Raw genomic sequence first — 13,197 nt, forward strand, 5'->3', positions numbered from 1 at the left:
CTGCTACTTCCAATTGATAATCAAATACTAGCATGTTAAATGCTTAAGCCTGGGCTTAACGTTGCTGGTAACTGAACTTTTTCAGCTTCGACAGAGGCAACTGGGAATGCACAGTAATCGGCTGCATAATATGCACTAGCACGGTGGTTACCGCTATCGCCAATACCACCAAATGGTGCTGCTGAACTTGCGCCAGTTATTGGCTTATTCCAGTTAACAATACCAGCTCTAATACGAACGAAGAAATGATCGTAATCCGCTTGGCTATCAGCTAAAAGGCCAGCCGATAAACCAAAGCTTGTATTGTTTGCTTCAGCAATGGCTTTATCAAAATCACTATAACGGTAGATTTTCAATAATGGGCCAAAGTGCTCTTCATCAGGCATGGTGATTGCTGTTACGTCTAAAATACCTGGTGTAACAAAGCCTGTACCTGCTTCTTTATGTGTTAACGGTAGTAAAGCTGTCGCACCTAAATCGACAAGTTGCGCTTGTGCATCTACTAAACCTAATGCTGCGCGTTCTGAAATCATTGAACCGATAAACGGTTGATCTGCATCGTCGTAGTAACCAATTTTAATCGCTTTAGTGGCATTAACTAATTTCTCAATCAATGCATCACCTTCGCTACCTTCTTGAATGAATACACGACGAGCACAGGTACAACGTTGGCCGGTAGTAATAAAAGCAGATTGGATAATATCGTGAACAACGGCGTCAGTGTTCTCAACATCTTTGATAATCAATGGGTTATTACCACCCATTTCTAGTGCTAAGATTTTACCTGGCTTGCCAGCGTATTGTTCATGCAATAATTTACCCGTAGTTGAGCTACCGGTGAAAAACAGACCGTCGATATCATCATGGCTTGCAAGTGCTTTACCTGTATCAACTTCACCCTGTACAAGATTAATGATACCTTTTGGTAAACCAGCTTTTTCCCATAACTTTATGGTTTCTTGTGCAACCATTGGTGTTAATTCACTTGGCTTAAATACAATGGTATTACCAGCGATCAATGCCGGAACAATATGTCCATTTGGTAAATGACCAGGGAAATTATAAGGACCAAATACTGCAACAACACCATGAGGCTTATGACGAATAAATGCTTTTGCACCAGGCATCGGGTTTTCAACCGTACCTGTACGTTCGTGATAAGCTTTTAATGAAATGGCTACTTTACCAACCATAGCACCAACTTCGGTACGCGTTTCCCAAAGTGGTTTGCCAGTTTCTTGAGCGATTGTTACCGCTAAAGCTTCTTTATTTGTTGTTAATTGCTCAGCAAATTTTTCAACGATTGCAATACGATCTTCTAAAGATGTTAATGCCCATGTATTAAATGCAGTGCGTGCTGCATTTACTGCTTCGTTTACTTGTGTAGCTGTCGCAGTATGACCTTGCCAAATCACTTCGTTCTTAGCAGGGTTTAATGATTTCATTTCATGGCCTTGGCCTTCTAACCAACTACCATTAATAAATTGAATCGCTTGAGACATAAATGAATCCTCTAATTAGTTGCTGGCAATGCGCACCCAGTCACCTTCAGTAACTAGCAATGCATCAGCGACAGCTTGCGGAATAACAACCTGATTGGCAGTTTCACGCAAAGAAATTTTTGTTTGTGTTGCTCTAAAGTCTTTTACCTTTGTGTTGCAAACAATGAAATTACCTTCTTCTGTCGGATCACCGATAATGACCTGAAGCTTGTTGCTTTGACGAACAGTTTTTATATCTTTAATACTTGCTTCAACGGTTGGGCCACCGTCGAATATGTCGACATAACCGCGACGCGCAAATCCTTCGGCTTCTAGCAATCGTAGTGCCGGTACAGTTTTATCATGCACCTTATTGATAACTTGCTGGGCTTCAGGGCTAAGTAAATTGACATAAATAGGGTATTTCGGCATCAACTCGGCGATAAATACTTTTTTACCTATACCGGTTAAATAATCTGCCGTTGGGAAATCTAGTGAGAAAAAATGCGTTTCTAACCAGTCCCAAAATGGTGAGCGACCTTCTTCATCTGAAACGCCGCGCATTTCCGCGATAACTGTTTCTGAAAAACGCTCATTGTGCTCTGCCATAAACATAAAACGAAAACGAGATAAAAAGCGCCCGTTATTATTTTTTCGGCAGTTTTCAGATAAAAATAGCGTACAAATCTCTGACGCACCGGTGTAGTCATTACACAAAGATAATGTTTCTACTGTGTTATATACGTTTAATTCGCGAGAGTGGTGAACAACTTTACCTAAATGGTAATGATAAAACGCATCGTCTAAACCTACCGCAGCTTCAATACCACTTGTTCCAACGACTTGACCCGTCTCGGTATCTTCCATGACAAAAAGATAACCTTCTGTACCCGGTTGAGTCACCGTTTTAGCAAATGACTCTTCAGCACGCTCAATGCGGCTTCTTAATAACGTTTCATTGACAGGTAGTGATGTAAAACCGTGTCCTGATTCAATAGCGATGCGATGCAGTGAATCGTAATCACTATGACGAATAGGGCGTATAATAATCATAAAAAAAGTCCTGTTTCGTGAAATTGACGTTCGTAAGCACTAGGCTTACGAACCATGCAAAAGCCTGTTATTACTGAGCAATCTTAGCAACAGCTTTTTCAAAGCGTGCTAAACCTTCAGTAATATCTTCGTTAGGAATAACAAGAGAAGGAGCGAAACGTACAATGCTTGCACCAGCAACTAATGTCATCACGCCTTCAGCCATTGCGGCTACTAAGAAGTCTTTTGCGCGACCTTGATAGTCATCATTTAAAACAGCACCAATGAGTAAGCCTTTACCACGAATTTCTTTAAATACGTTGTATTTAGCATTGATTGCGTTTAAACCTTCAACGTAGATTTCTGCTTTTTCTTTAACGCCATTTAACACTTCTGGTGTATTAACTGTATCAAGTGCAGCCTCACCTACAGCACATGCTAATGGATTACCACCGTATGTACTGCCGTGTGTACCAATTTTTAAGTGCTTAGCGATTTCTGTTGTTGTTAACATTGCGCCAATTGGGAAACCGCCACCTAATGCTTTCGCTGTCGTTAAAATGTCAGGTGTAACGTCTAAACCCATGTAACCGTAAAGTTCACCTAAACGGCCAACACCGGTTTGTACTTCATCAAAAATCAATAAAGCGTTGTTTTCGTCACATAACTCACGAACACCTTTAACAAATTCTGCTGTTGGAGCAACGATTCCGCCTTCACCTTGCAGTGGCTCCATCATTACGGCACATGTTTTGTCAGAGATTAACTCTTTAACACTTTCTAAGTTGTTGTACTCAGCGTGAACTACATCACCTGGTTTAGGACCAAAACCGTCAGAGTATGCCGCTTGACCACCTACAGTTACTGTGAAGAAAGTACGACCGTGGAAACCTTGTTTGAATGCGATAATTTGTGTTTTGTCAGCACCGTGAACATCTAATGCCCAGCGACGAGCTAGTTTTAATGCCGCTTCATTTGATTCTGCACCAGAGTTAGCGAAATATACCTTTTCCGCAAATGTGCTACCTACTAATTTTTTAGCTAAACGTAAAGCTGGCTCATTCGTCATTACATTTGATAAATGCCAGATTTTCTCACCTTGCTCTTTTAATGCGTTCACTAACGCAGGGTGACAGTGACCTAAACAGTTAACTGCAATACCACCGGCAAAGTCGATCAATTCATTGTCATTTTGATCCCAAACACGAGAACCTTCACCGCGAACTGGAATAACCGCTGAAGGGGCATAGTTAGGTACCATTACATCGTCGAATAATGCGCGGTCTACAGGGAACTTGTTAGACATCTCTCTCTCCTCATGTTGAAAATCGAATAATAATTTTTATCTCACCAGCTAATCATTTAATCAATTACTGATAAAAAATAGGCGGCCATTATGTCAGAAAATTTACCGTTTGTCTTGCTTGAAGCGTGCTGAAGCCTAGATAAAATAGGGTTTTGAGAGTTTTATTCAGTTATCTTGCATAACTATTTTTTATCGGGGATTTGGTTGATTTCTAGCAATTATTGGACTTGTCGGATGAAGGGCTAAGATTGACGACAATTTATGCAATTCATAACTAAGCACAAAAAAATCTTCAATATGTTAGTTAAAGTTCAGTTTCAAGTGATCAATATCGCTTTTGCGCAGTAAGCTAATGTCTTGCGTTGTTAATCCTGAAGCACTTAGCATCAATTTACTTTCATCGTTATCAATCAATGATTCTTTGGCTAACATTCTAAAAGCAACATAACCAACCGCTTTTAAAACGATGCGTGCTAATTCGTTCATTTGTGAGATCTTAGGCGTGTGAGCAATATCAAAAATAGCGTCAGTGATACGCAAGCGCTCAAAGTTCATTAATTCAACTATGTCAGCGCTTATACCAAAGCTACGATTGGTTAACTGATCGAGAAGAAATTCTGGAGCAGTTTCTAGTTCAACCAAGGTGTTATGGAGTTTTTTATCTTTATTTTCGTACGCTTCACGCAACGCTTGCTGATGAATGTCGTTATAAGTACGTAAAAAGCAACGTGTCACAGCTATGTTGCCAATATTAATGAGCATACCTGCACAAAATGCATGGTATTCATCTAGGCCGTAAGATTTTGCGAGTGTTTTTGAAGCAATACCAATCGATAAACTATGGCTCCACAACTTACGTTTCATCAGGCCAAAGGGCTGAGTTGTAGGTGGCAACCAGTGTTTTAGAATAAAGGTTGGCGCAACCAGTTTTAGGTTGTCTAATCCGATATAACTTAATGCCAAATTCGGGTTGGTGACTTTTACATCTGAATTTTTACGGTACTGTGGCTTATTAACTAGGTTGACGAGTTCATCACCAAGCCAAGGGAGTGAATTTACCAATGGTGTTATACGTTTGATTGACGCCGCTTTCAGTGAAAGCAACTCAAGAATATCGGCAGTAGCCATTTGAATGTTTAACGTACTGCTAAATAGTAGCTCTTTATTATCAAATTCTTCGTTGAAGCCTGAGCGCACTTTGGCATAAAGATCTTCCATCACTTGTTGCTTGAAGTGATTTTTACCATATTCTTCAATAATTTTATTTTTGTTGGCTTGTGCTTCAACAGCCAACAATTCACGACGACGATTAGCTTGCTCGCTACCTTGGTAATCAACAAATACATGCTCACCAAGGCTTTGCTTTGCAAATTCACTACTAATGCAAAGGCTTAAGGCTCGGTTGTAAATTGCAGTAACTAATTCGTTTTGCTCAAATATTTTCATAACACGTATTTACTTATCGACAACTTTCTTTATCGGCAATCAATCTAAGTTCATTAGAGGTATAGTCGATTTAATTATATAAATGAATAAAGTTTTTTAGCAATTCATGACCTTGTTTCGTCAAAATTGACTCAGGATGAAATTGTACACTCGCAATCGGTAAGCTGTTGTGCTCAAGGGCCATGATTTCGTCAATGTCACCTTGCGGCGTTTCAGACCAAGCTGTTATGACTAATTCATCAGGCAAGCTATCTTTATCGACAATAAGCGAGTGATAACGAGTAACCTGTAAAGGATTTTCCAACTCTGCAAATAACCCTTTGTTATTGTGTTTGATCATAGATGTTTTGCCATGCATCACTTTCCTTGCTTTTTGCACGTTAGCACCAAAATGTTGTGCAATTGCTTGGTGACCTAAACAAACACCTAAAATGGGTAACTTGCCAGCAAACTCTCTCACCACTTCGAGAGAAATACCTGCGGCATCAGGATTACATGGGCCTGGCGAGATAACGAGGTATTTCGGTGACATTTTCTCTATGCCTTCAAGGGTTACCTCATCATTACGACATACAACAACTTCTTGTCCTATTGCTTGAAAGTAATGAACTAAATTGTAGGTAAATGAATCGTAGTTATCGATCATTAATAGCATGTGATGATTACCAGTACTTCTTCAGGGCGAGCTATTTTAACCAAAGGTGGTCATTATGCCTAAGTTTTTCTTAGCTTAACATGCGTTGATAGAAACAAAGGTTCAACCACTTATCAAATTTGTAGCCAACTTCTTTTAAAGTACCGGCATGAAAAAAACCAAATTTTTTATGCAGTGCAATACTTGCATGGTTGTTTTCATCAATTGCCGCTATCAAGGTGTGGATATTTTGAGACGTAGCTTTGACAAGTAGCGCTGGTAGCAAATGGCTAGCAATTCCTTGTCCTTGCGCTTTATCATCTACATAAATGGCAAGCTCAGCGGTAAATTTATTGGCAGGATATGGCCTAAACATGCCGTAGCTCGCAAAACCGAGTAGTGTCTTGTCACTATCAATGATCCCTATCACAGGGAATTTATGTTGGTTCTTGTTGGTAAACCAATGCTCTATATCCAAAATAGAACGTGGTTGATATTCGTACAGCGCTGTCGAGTGCATAATCGCATGGTTAAACATCGTTAGTATAGCTTCGCCATGCTCTTCAAAACTGCAATCGATAATTTGCATGGTACTATTTTTTTCTTTGGTCTCTGTCATACCGGTTATTGTGGCATAAAACGTTGATAAAATGCGTTTAATTGACTTTGCGCTTGTTCAATTTCTGCAGGGATAAATTTTACTTTTTGCCCGGGTGTAAGCTGAGCTAAACGGAATAAATCTATTTGAAAAACATTACCTAGTGTAGGGTAACCCCCCATTGTTTGACGATCTTTCATTAAGACTAATGGTAGCCCCGAAGGAAGTATTTGAATTGTGCCAAAATTTACAGCACTTGAAAGTGTTTGGCTAAGTTTGCTAAATGCGTGACCTGTCGTTAGTTCTTTTTCAAATTGATAGGCCATTCGATTACTATTACTATCTACGATAAAAGTTGTGTTAAGCCAATCTTCTTGTTGATGATTAGGTGCGTCAAACCAATGTTGATGCGGCATGAAACGCAAATAAAGTACATCGCTAGCGTAAAAACCTGCTGGCGTGTATTTTGTTAAGTCTAATATTGTTTCGGGTAAATCATCAGACGATCGGGAAAATGGTAACTCTTGACCTTTAACAAGTGGTGAAAGAACAGGCATCTGCTGATTTGCAACAACGCTTTGAGCGCGAGATCCGAGAAATTGAGGGGAACGAATGCCTCCTTTAACTGCAACATAGCTAATAACACCTGTTGAGGGCCGATTAAGCACTATGCTATCACCGGCTTCTACTAAATAAGGTTGCCACATAGGGATATCGCTATGCGATTTATTTTTTGAAGTGACATAGGGCTGGCAATCAGCACCTGTAATCGCGATATAACAGCTATCATCAAACGCCAATTTTATTTGGCCATAGAACACTTCTAGGCTTGCATTTTGCTCATTAGATTTGTCGTTTCTTGTTGTAAAAACATGATTGCCTAAACAATGGTTGGCTTTTAAAAACGCAAACTCATCTGCAGCACCATTAACGCTAATCCCTTGGTGTTGATGTCTAAACCGGCCAAAATCTTGAATAAGCGCAAGACTATTAAGTTCAATAATTGACATGCTTGCCATACTAGCGCTCCCTCGCGATATTGCCGCCTTGAGCGATAAACGCTTCGCGAGAAATAGGGTTAAAACTGACAATATCACCAACGTTGATAAGTGGTTTGAATTGATTTTTTGCCATTGCGTACATAACGTTTGGCGTTTGGCCGATAATATGCCAGCCTCCAGGACTGCTGTCAGGGTAAATAGCCGTTTGATGGTGTGCGATTGCAACTGCGCCAGCAGGAACTTTTTTACGAGGAATTGTTTTTCTAGGTAGCTGTAAGCGTTTATCTAAACTAGCGAGATAACAAAATCCGGGTGTAAAACCAAGTGCATAAGCACGATAGGTTCTACTTGTATGCCAGTCTATGATGTCCTCTAGCGTACACTGCTTTTGTTGGCAGATGGTTTCAATATCCCAACCCGTTGCAACGTCATAGCAAACATCAATGGTAATCTGCTTAGCTTGTGAGGCGATTAAAGGTTTCTCATCAGCATTTAAGATCGCTTGTTCAATTGCTGAAATAAGTTTTGCTTTGAAATCGTGAGCACTAATTGCTTCAAATCTATAATAAACTAATAAGCTATTGTAGGAGCAGACTTGCTCGATAAACCATGGTTGTATGTTTTCAACAAGCTCACTGACAGAGATAATATGTTGGTGTAATTGCGCACTTATCAGCTCAGGCCATTGGATTAATATCGCATTTTCACTATACGAAAAAACTTTATAGTCGCTGAGCTCAAGCATTAAGTTCTTGCCTAACTGTTTTTGCTATTTCTACAGCAAGCGGATGATCGCCATGAATGCATAAAGTATCAATTTTCATATTAAGTTCGACACCATTTAGTGACTGAATCGTACCTTTCGTTTTAAGCTGTTGGCTACGATGTTTAATTAAGTCTAGTTCATTAATTGATGCATTGGCGTTTGTTCGTGAAACAAGTAATCCGTTGTCTTGGTAATGTCTATCTATAAACGCTTCAAACTGCAGTGATATCTGATATTTGTTAGCTAAATCAATAAAGGCCTGATTGTCTGGCAGGGCCTGTATCACTAAAGTAAGTTGGTGTGGGATTTCTTTGATTGCGTGACAAATGTTTTCAAATATTTCGACGTTCTTCATCATGTCGTTGTATAGTGCGCCATGTGGTTTTACATAGGACATTTGCAAACCATGAATTTGAGACATGCCATATAATGCCGATACCTGATATTGAATCGCTTTAATTAATTCAAGTTTACTCAATTGCATCGAGCGGCGACCAAAGCCAACCAGATCTGGGTAACTAGGGTGGGCGCCAATCGTTAAGTTGTGCTGTTTAGCAAGTTCAAGTGTGGTCGCTATTGTGACTGGATCTGAGGCGTGAAAGCCGCAAGCGATATTTGCCATATCGATGTAAGGCATGATGTGCTCGTCTTGCCCCATTTGCCAAAGACCAAGCCCTTCGCCTAAATCACAGTTAATTTTCATGTTTGCTACCTAATTAATCTTTGCTGATAACCACATCTGATTGCGGAATTGAGCTACACGCAAGAATGTAACCTTCATCTTGTTCTTGAGGTGATAAACCATCTGTAGCCAGTTGTCTAACGTCACCGGAATTGAGCTTTACTTTACAACGACCGCACATACCTCCTCGACAAGAATAAGGGAGAATTAAACCAGCCGCTTCCCCTTGCTCTAAAATCGTTTCTTGGCTATTACCTGGCACGTATTTGTCCCAGCTATCAAATAATATATTCACGTTAGCGTTTTCCTGTGCAGTTTGAGGAGAATTGTCTGGCTCTTTAGGCTTCAGTTGACTAGAACGTTTATTGATAAAGGTTGGAGGTGATTGTTTAGCAATAACTTCAACGCTATCAAAAACGCTAATTTTTCCTTGGTTGAGTGGAATGATGTTTTGTCCAAAACAGACGTCACCACCAGCTAATTGACGATATTTTTTTAAGCTATGAAGTGGCTCTTGCTTCGGGTGCTTTTCTGCCGTGCTTGGATTAATCGTGGTAAAAATGCAACGAGTACAAGGCTTAACCACGTCAAACTCTACTTCACCGATACGAATTCTTGACCAAGTATCTTCTTCATAAGGCTGACAGCCTGATACCACAAGGTTTGGTCTAAATTGGGTCATTGTCGTCTTATGGTAACTTCTTGCATTTAGGTCGTTAAGTGATGCTTCAGAGGTTAAAAGCAGTGGATAACCATCAGCAAAAGAAACTTCACTTGTTGAGTCTTTCACAGGGCGAGAGGAATGTTTACCAAAGTACATGAGTTTACATGACTCATTTAAATACTGTGATAGCCAAGTGTCATATCGCTCGTTACAGTGCTGGGCATTAATTGTATCGTTCCATACGTTAACACTTTCATAATTTTCCTGAAAGTCGTCATAATGAATCGATAAAACAGGCATGCCAGGAGCAACGAGTTTCAGACCTGTTGGAGTGATCACACACTGAATTAAACATAAATGATGATGTGTTCGAGCAGTGATGAATTCACCATTTGGCTTAGTGATAACAAAACGGCGATCAAAACTTAGGCCTAATTCGTCGACCCAGGTTTGAGAAAGGTGAATGCCTCCCGCAGATTTAATTGGATATACTGTGATTTCACTAACTTTCGACATGCTGGCGTTCCTATGCGCGTTAAAATCCAAATAGTTGTTTAGTAAAAACTTTGTCTTGTTATTTTTGCATCGCCAAATAATTAAGACAAATGTTATATTACGGTGAGTTTAGTTGTCCTTACAGATAATTTTAGGATTATTTGTTAGCAAAAGAGAAAATTAATGCATATACATATTTTAGGGATCTGTGGCACTTTTATGGGTGGCATTGCTGCTATCGCAAAAGAAATGGGGTTTCGGGTCTCAGGGTGTGACGCTAACGTTTACCCGCCAATGAGTACACAACTTGAATCTTTGGGTATTGAATTAATGCAAGGATACCAAGTTGAGCATCTTGCTGATGAACCTGATTTAGTGATTGTGGGTAACGCAATGGCTCGAGGAAATCCGTTGGTAGAATATGTATTAGATCGCAACATTCCTTATACATCAGGCCCTCAATGGTTGTTAGAAAATGTACTTAAAGACCGCTGGGTATTAGCTGTCTCCGGCACGCACGGTAAAACAACAACCTCTAGTATGCTGGCATGGATTTTAGAGTACGCTAAGTTAACGCCGGGCTTTTTAATTGGCGGCGTACCACAAAACTTTTCTAGTTCAGCACGTTTAGGAAATAGCCCGTTTTTTGTCATTGAAGCCGATGAGTACGATACTGCCTTTTTTGATAAGCGCTCAAAGTTCGTGCATTACAGACCGAGAACATTGGTCATCAATAATATGGAATTTGATCACGGTGATATTTTCAATGATATCACTGATATTCAGCGACAATTTCATCACCTGATTAGAATGGTACCAAGCAATGGTTTAGTTTTATCACCAGCAAACACGCAAACCATAGAAGAAACGTTGAAGTTAGGCTGCTGGACACCTCAAGAGCAAATGTCATTATCAGATGAATTGGTTGGCTGGAGCGTTCGAAAGTTAAAAGCCGACGGTAGTGAATATGAAGTGTACTTTAAAGGCACCTTGCAAGGTGTTGTTAATTGGCAGTTGATTGGTGATTTCAATATTGAAAATGGTCTTATGGCGATAGCTGCAAGTCGACATGCTGGCGTGCCAACTAACGTCGCGATAGAGGCGTTAGCCGAATTTGTTAACACTAAAAGACGCTTAGAGCTTAAAGGTGAAGTGAATCAAGTGAAGGTGTATGACGATTTTGCTCATCACCCAACGGCAATTGCTAAGACACTTGATGGATTGCGCAAACACGTAGGCCAATCACGTATATTGGCGGTGCTAGAGCCTCGCTCAAATACGATGAAGTCGGGTATTCATAAAGAGACCCTACCAAAGTCACTAGCATTGGCTGATCAGGTATTTGTTTTTCAAGGCGAGCAAGTGAAGTGGTCAGTGAGTGAATTGATTGACGCTTGTCATCAACCCTGTAATGTCAGCAATGATATTAATAAATTGGTAGACATGGTAGCTGATGAAGCTACGTCGACGGATCATATTTTAGTGATGAGTAATGGTGGGTTTGGCAATTTTCATCAAAAATTAATTGACGCTTTGTCGTTACGTTTAACTGCTCAGGGCAAGGGTTAACCATGTTAAAAGAACAATCGAACTTTACTGACACTATTACACTAGCGGTAACAGGAGCGTCAGGTTCTGCTTATGCGCTTCGCTTGTTAGAATGCTTGGTCGCGGCCAACTATCAAGTTTATTTTCTGTTTTCTTCTGCAGCACGTGTGGTGTTTGATACCGAAGTTGACTTGAAGTTGCCTGCATCGCCTGACGCTGCTGCTGAGTTGTTAACTCAAAAATATCATGCACAGCCAGAGCAAATAAAAGTGTTTGGCAAGGAGCAGTGGTTTTCTCCTGTAGCTTCTGGCTCAGCTGCACCTCGAAAAATGATTGTATGTCCTTGTTCGACAGGTACATTAGCTGCGATCAGTCAGGGGATGAGTGACAATTTAATTGAGCGAGCCGCCGATGTAGTAATTAAAGAGCGTGGCCAACTGATTATATTGCCTCGTGAAACACCATTTTCTACTATCCACCTGCAAAATATGCTGACCTTATCGCAAATGGGCGTGACCATCATGCCATTAGCGCCAGGCTTTTATCATAAACCTCAAGGTATTAATGATTTAATCGACTTTATGGTGGGGCGGGTGTTAGATCATTTATCAATAGAGCAAAAGATTATGCCGCGTTGGGGCTATCAGCGTTAGAGGTATTAATTGAAGCTTTCGAGGACATTTTATTAAGGTAGTGCTGAATTGTTTTGCTTTCCATGTTTAAAATCGCGTGATTGATACTGTTTATGTATAGCTCAGTTGCGCGATTTTTATGACAGGTTATTTTTATTTCATCGACGATAAAGTCTAACGTAGGATCGAAGAATAGCGCGCGCTTTTGTTCATTGCTTAATAACATGTTAACACTCGCTGAGTCTTGAATCATTGCATCAACGCGCCCTATAGTAAGTAATTCAACTAACGCTTTAAAATTTGATACTTCAATAATTTTAGTTTGGTTATCACGAAGCAATTCTTTGTAGTTAGGTAATGCGTTCTTGACTACGCCAATCACTTTGTTGTCTAAACTGACTCTATTCGTTACGGGAACATTATCTTTCAGTGTATAAACATGAAATTGCTTGGTGGCAATTGGCATACTTTGAATGGTATTTTGGTTGTCCGCAATCATAGGTAGGTTACTAGCAGGCAGCACACAACTAATTTTTTTTCGTAAAAAACTTCGACGAGCTCGCGCAAAAGAAAGCACGCTATATTGGTGAACAATACCTGACGCATGTGCAATATCAGCCATCAAAAGGTCAATCGCGCCATGATGATCATATTCAATAAAGTGCTCTAAATGTGTCGCAACCATAGAGATTTCTAGCTTATTAAAAAGCGCATCACTATAGGGCGAATAAAACAGCAACAGAAATCCTACGATTTTATACAGCACATTTATCCTTATGGCCTTTGCGTATTATCACCAGTTACTATACTTGTCTATTGTTCACTTTTTCAACAGTTAATTTGTAACGTGCTTTTGAGTTTGTCGTTATTTGCAGACAAGTTAACGCATAACTGTTAAGTTTTTGTGGCAAG

The 13,197-nt window shown here is 40.0% G+C and carries 13 protein-coding genes; 2 read left to right on the forward strand and 11 right to left on the reverse strand.

Annotated features, from left to right (window positions below; genetic code table 11):
- Positions 1-35 precede the first annotated feature (35 nt).
- The 10 genes from astD to QQK02_RS12675 all read right to left on the reverse strand — a co-directional run bounded on the left by astD (position 36) and on the right by QQK02_RS12675 (position 10,126).
- Positions 36-1,502: a succinylglutamate-semialdehyde dehydrogenase gene (gene astD, locus QQK02_RS12630; RefSeq protein ID WP_284208412.1), complete on the reverse strand. Its 1,467-nt coding sequence runs from the start codon at positions 1,500-1,502 to the stop codon at positions 36-38.
- A 15-nt stretch (positions 1,503-1,517) separates the two neighbouring features.
- Positions 1,518-2,534, reverse strand: coding sequence for an arginine N-succinyltransferase (gene astA, locus QQK02_RS12635; RefSeq protein ID WP_284208413.1), 1,017 nt, complete (start codon positions 2,532-2,534; stop codon positions 1,518-1,520).
- 70 nt (positions 2,535-2,604) lie between these two features.
- The gene (locus QQK02_RS12640; protein ID WP_284208414.1) at positions 2,605-3,819 is read right to left on the reverse strand and encodes an aspartate aminotransferase family protein; all 1,215 of its coding nucleotides are present in this window, start codon (positions 3,817-3,819) and stop codon (positions 2,605-2,607) included.
- Positions 3,820-4,119: 300 nt separating this feature from the next.
- Complete coding sequence (locus QQK02_RS12645) at positions 4,120-5,265, reverse strand: HDOD domain-containing protein (protein WP_284208416.1); 1,146 nt, start codon at positions 5,263-5,265, stop codon at positions 4,120-4,122.
- A 70-nt stretch (positions 5,266-5,335) separates the two neighbouring features.
- Positions 5,336-5,920 carry an anthranilate synthase component II gene (locus QQK02_RS12650; protein WP_284208417.1) on the reverse strand — a complete coding sequence of 195 codons (585 nt, stop codon included), beginning with the start codon at positions 5,918-5,920 and terminating at the stop codon, positions 5,336-5,338.
- A 70-nt stretch (positions 5,921-5,990) separates the two neighbouring features.
- Entirely contained in the window at positions 5,991-6,518 is a 528-nt protein-coding gene (locus QQK02_RS12655; RefSeq protein ID WP_284208419.1) for a GNAT family N-acetyltransferase, read from the reverse strand.
- A 5-nt stretch (positions 6,519-6,523) separates the two neighbouring features.
- Entirely contained in the window at positions 6,524-7,516 is a 993-nt protein-coding gene (locus QQK02_RS12660) for a 5-oxoprolinase subunit C family protein (RefSeq protein WP_284208420.1), read from the reverse strand.
- Between the two features lies 1 nt (position 7,517).
- A complete protein-coding gene (gene pxpB / locus QQK02_RS12665) occupies positions 7,518-8,243 on the reverse strand; it encodes a 5-oxoprolinase subunit PxpB (protein ID WP_284208421.1) in 726 nt (241 codons plus the stop codon).
- Entirely contained in the window at positions 8,236-8,967 is a 732-nt protein-coding gene (locus QQK02_RS12670; RefSeq protein ID WP_284208422.1) for a 5-oxoprolinase subunit PxpA, read from the reverse strand. Before QQK02_RS12670 ends, pxpB begins: the two co-directional genes overlap by 8 nt.
- Before the next feature lie 13 nt (positions 8,968-8,980).
- On the reverse strand, positions 8,981-10,126 hold the full coding sequence (locus QQK02_RS12675) for a YcbX family protein (protein ID WP_284208423.1): 1,146 nt from the start codon (positions 10,124-10,126) through the stop codon (positions 8,981-8,983).
- A 162-nt stretch (positions 10,127-10,288) separates the two neighbouring features.
- Here QQK02_RS12675 and mpl point away from each other — a divergent pair, with 162 nt between their 5' ends.
- Together mpl and QQK02_RS12685 are read left to right on the forward strand one after the other, a co-directional pair.
- The gene (gene mpl, locus QQK02_RS12680) at positions 10,289-11,674 is read left to right on the forward strand and encodes a UDP-N-acetylmuramate:L-alanyl-gamma-D-glutamyl-meso-diaminopimelate ligase (RefSeq protein WP_284208424.1); all 1,386 of its coding nucleotides are present in this window, start codon (positions 10,289-10,291) and stop codon (positions 11,672-11,674) included.
- A gap of 2 nt (positions 11,675-11,676) precedes the next feature.
- The gene (locus tag QQK02_RS12685; RefSeq protein ID WP_284208425.1) at positions 11,677-12,306 is read left to right on the forward strand and encodes a flavin prenyltransferase UbiX; all 630 of its coding nucleotides are present in this window, start codon (positions 11,677-11,679) and stop codon (positions 12,304-12,306) included.
- Here the strand turns inward: QQK02_RS12685 and QQK02_RS12690 are convergent.
- Positions 12,278-13,051, reverse strand: a complete 774-nt coding sequence (locus tag QQK02_RS12690; protein ID WP_284208427.1) for a substrate-binding periplasmic protein — start codon at positions 13,049-13,051, stop codon at positions 12,278-12,280. The two genes, QQK02_RS12685 and QQK02_RS12690, sit on opposite strands and share 29 nt — an antisense overlap.
- Between the last annotated feature and the right edge of the window lie 146 nt (positions 13,052-13,197).

It is taken from the genome of Thalassotalea eurytherma, from assembly GCF_030161415.1.
In the GTDB taxonomy this organism is placed as follows: domain Bacteria; phylum Pseudomonadota; class Gammaproteobacteria; order Enterobacterales; family Alteromonadaceae; genus Thalassotalea_G; species Thalassotalea_G eurytherma.

Excerpts from the sequence above, each read along its gene's own strand:
- astD (WP_284208412.1), bottom strand. The coding sequence starts at position 1,502 with ATGTCTCAAGCGATTCAATTTATTAATGGTAGTTGGTTAGAAGGCCAA.
- QQK02_RS12645 (WP_284208416.1), bottom strand. The coding sequence starts at position 5,265 with ATGAAAATATTTGAGCAAAACGAATTAGTTACTGCAATTTACAACCGA.
- QQK02_RS12675 (WP_284208423.1), bottom strand. The coding sequence starts at position 10,126 with ATGTCGAAAGTTAGTGAAATCACAGTATATCCAATTAAATCTGCGGGA.
- mpl (WP_284208424.1), top strand. The coding sequence starts at position 10,289 with ATGCATATACATATTTTAGGGATCTGTGGCACTTTTATGGGTGGCATT.
- QQK02_RS12655 (WP_284208419.1), bottom strand. The coding sequence starts at position 6,518 with ATGACAGAGACCAAAGAAAAAAATAGTACCATGCAAATTATCGATTGC.
- QQK02_RS12685 (WP_284208425.1), top strand. The coding sequence starts at position 11,677 with ATGTTAAAAGAACAATCGAACTTTACTGACACTATTACACTAGCGGTA.
- astA (WP_284208413.1), bottom strand. The coding sequence starts at position 2,534 with ATGATTATTATACGCCCTATTCGTCATAGTGATTACGATTCACTGCAT.
- QQK02_RS12670 (WP_284208422.1), bottom strand. The coding sequence starts at position 8,967 with ATGAAAATTAACTGTGATTTAGGCGAAGGGCTTGGTCTTTGGCAAATG.
- QQK02_RS12640 (WP_284208414.1), bottom strand. The coding sequence starts at position 3,819 with ATGTCTAACAAGTTCCCTGTAGACCGCGCATTATTCGACGATGTAATG.
- pxpB (WP_284208421.1), bottom strand. The coding sequence starts at position 8,243 with ATGCTTGAGCTCAGCGACTATAAAGTTTTTTCGTATAGTGAAAATGCG.
- QQK02_RS12650 (WP_284208417.1), bottom strand. The coding sequence starts at position 5,920 with ATGCTATTAATGATCGATAACTACGATTCATTTACCTACAATTTAGTT.
- QQK02_RS12660 (WP_284208420.1), bottom strand. The coding sequence starts at position 7,516 with ATGGCAAGCATGTCAATTATTGAACTTAATAGTCTTGCGCTTATTCAA.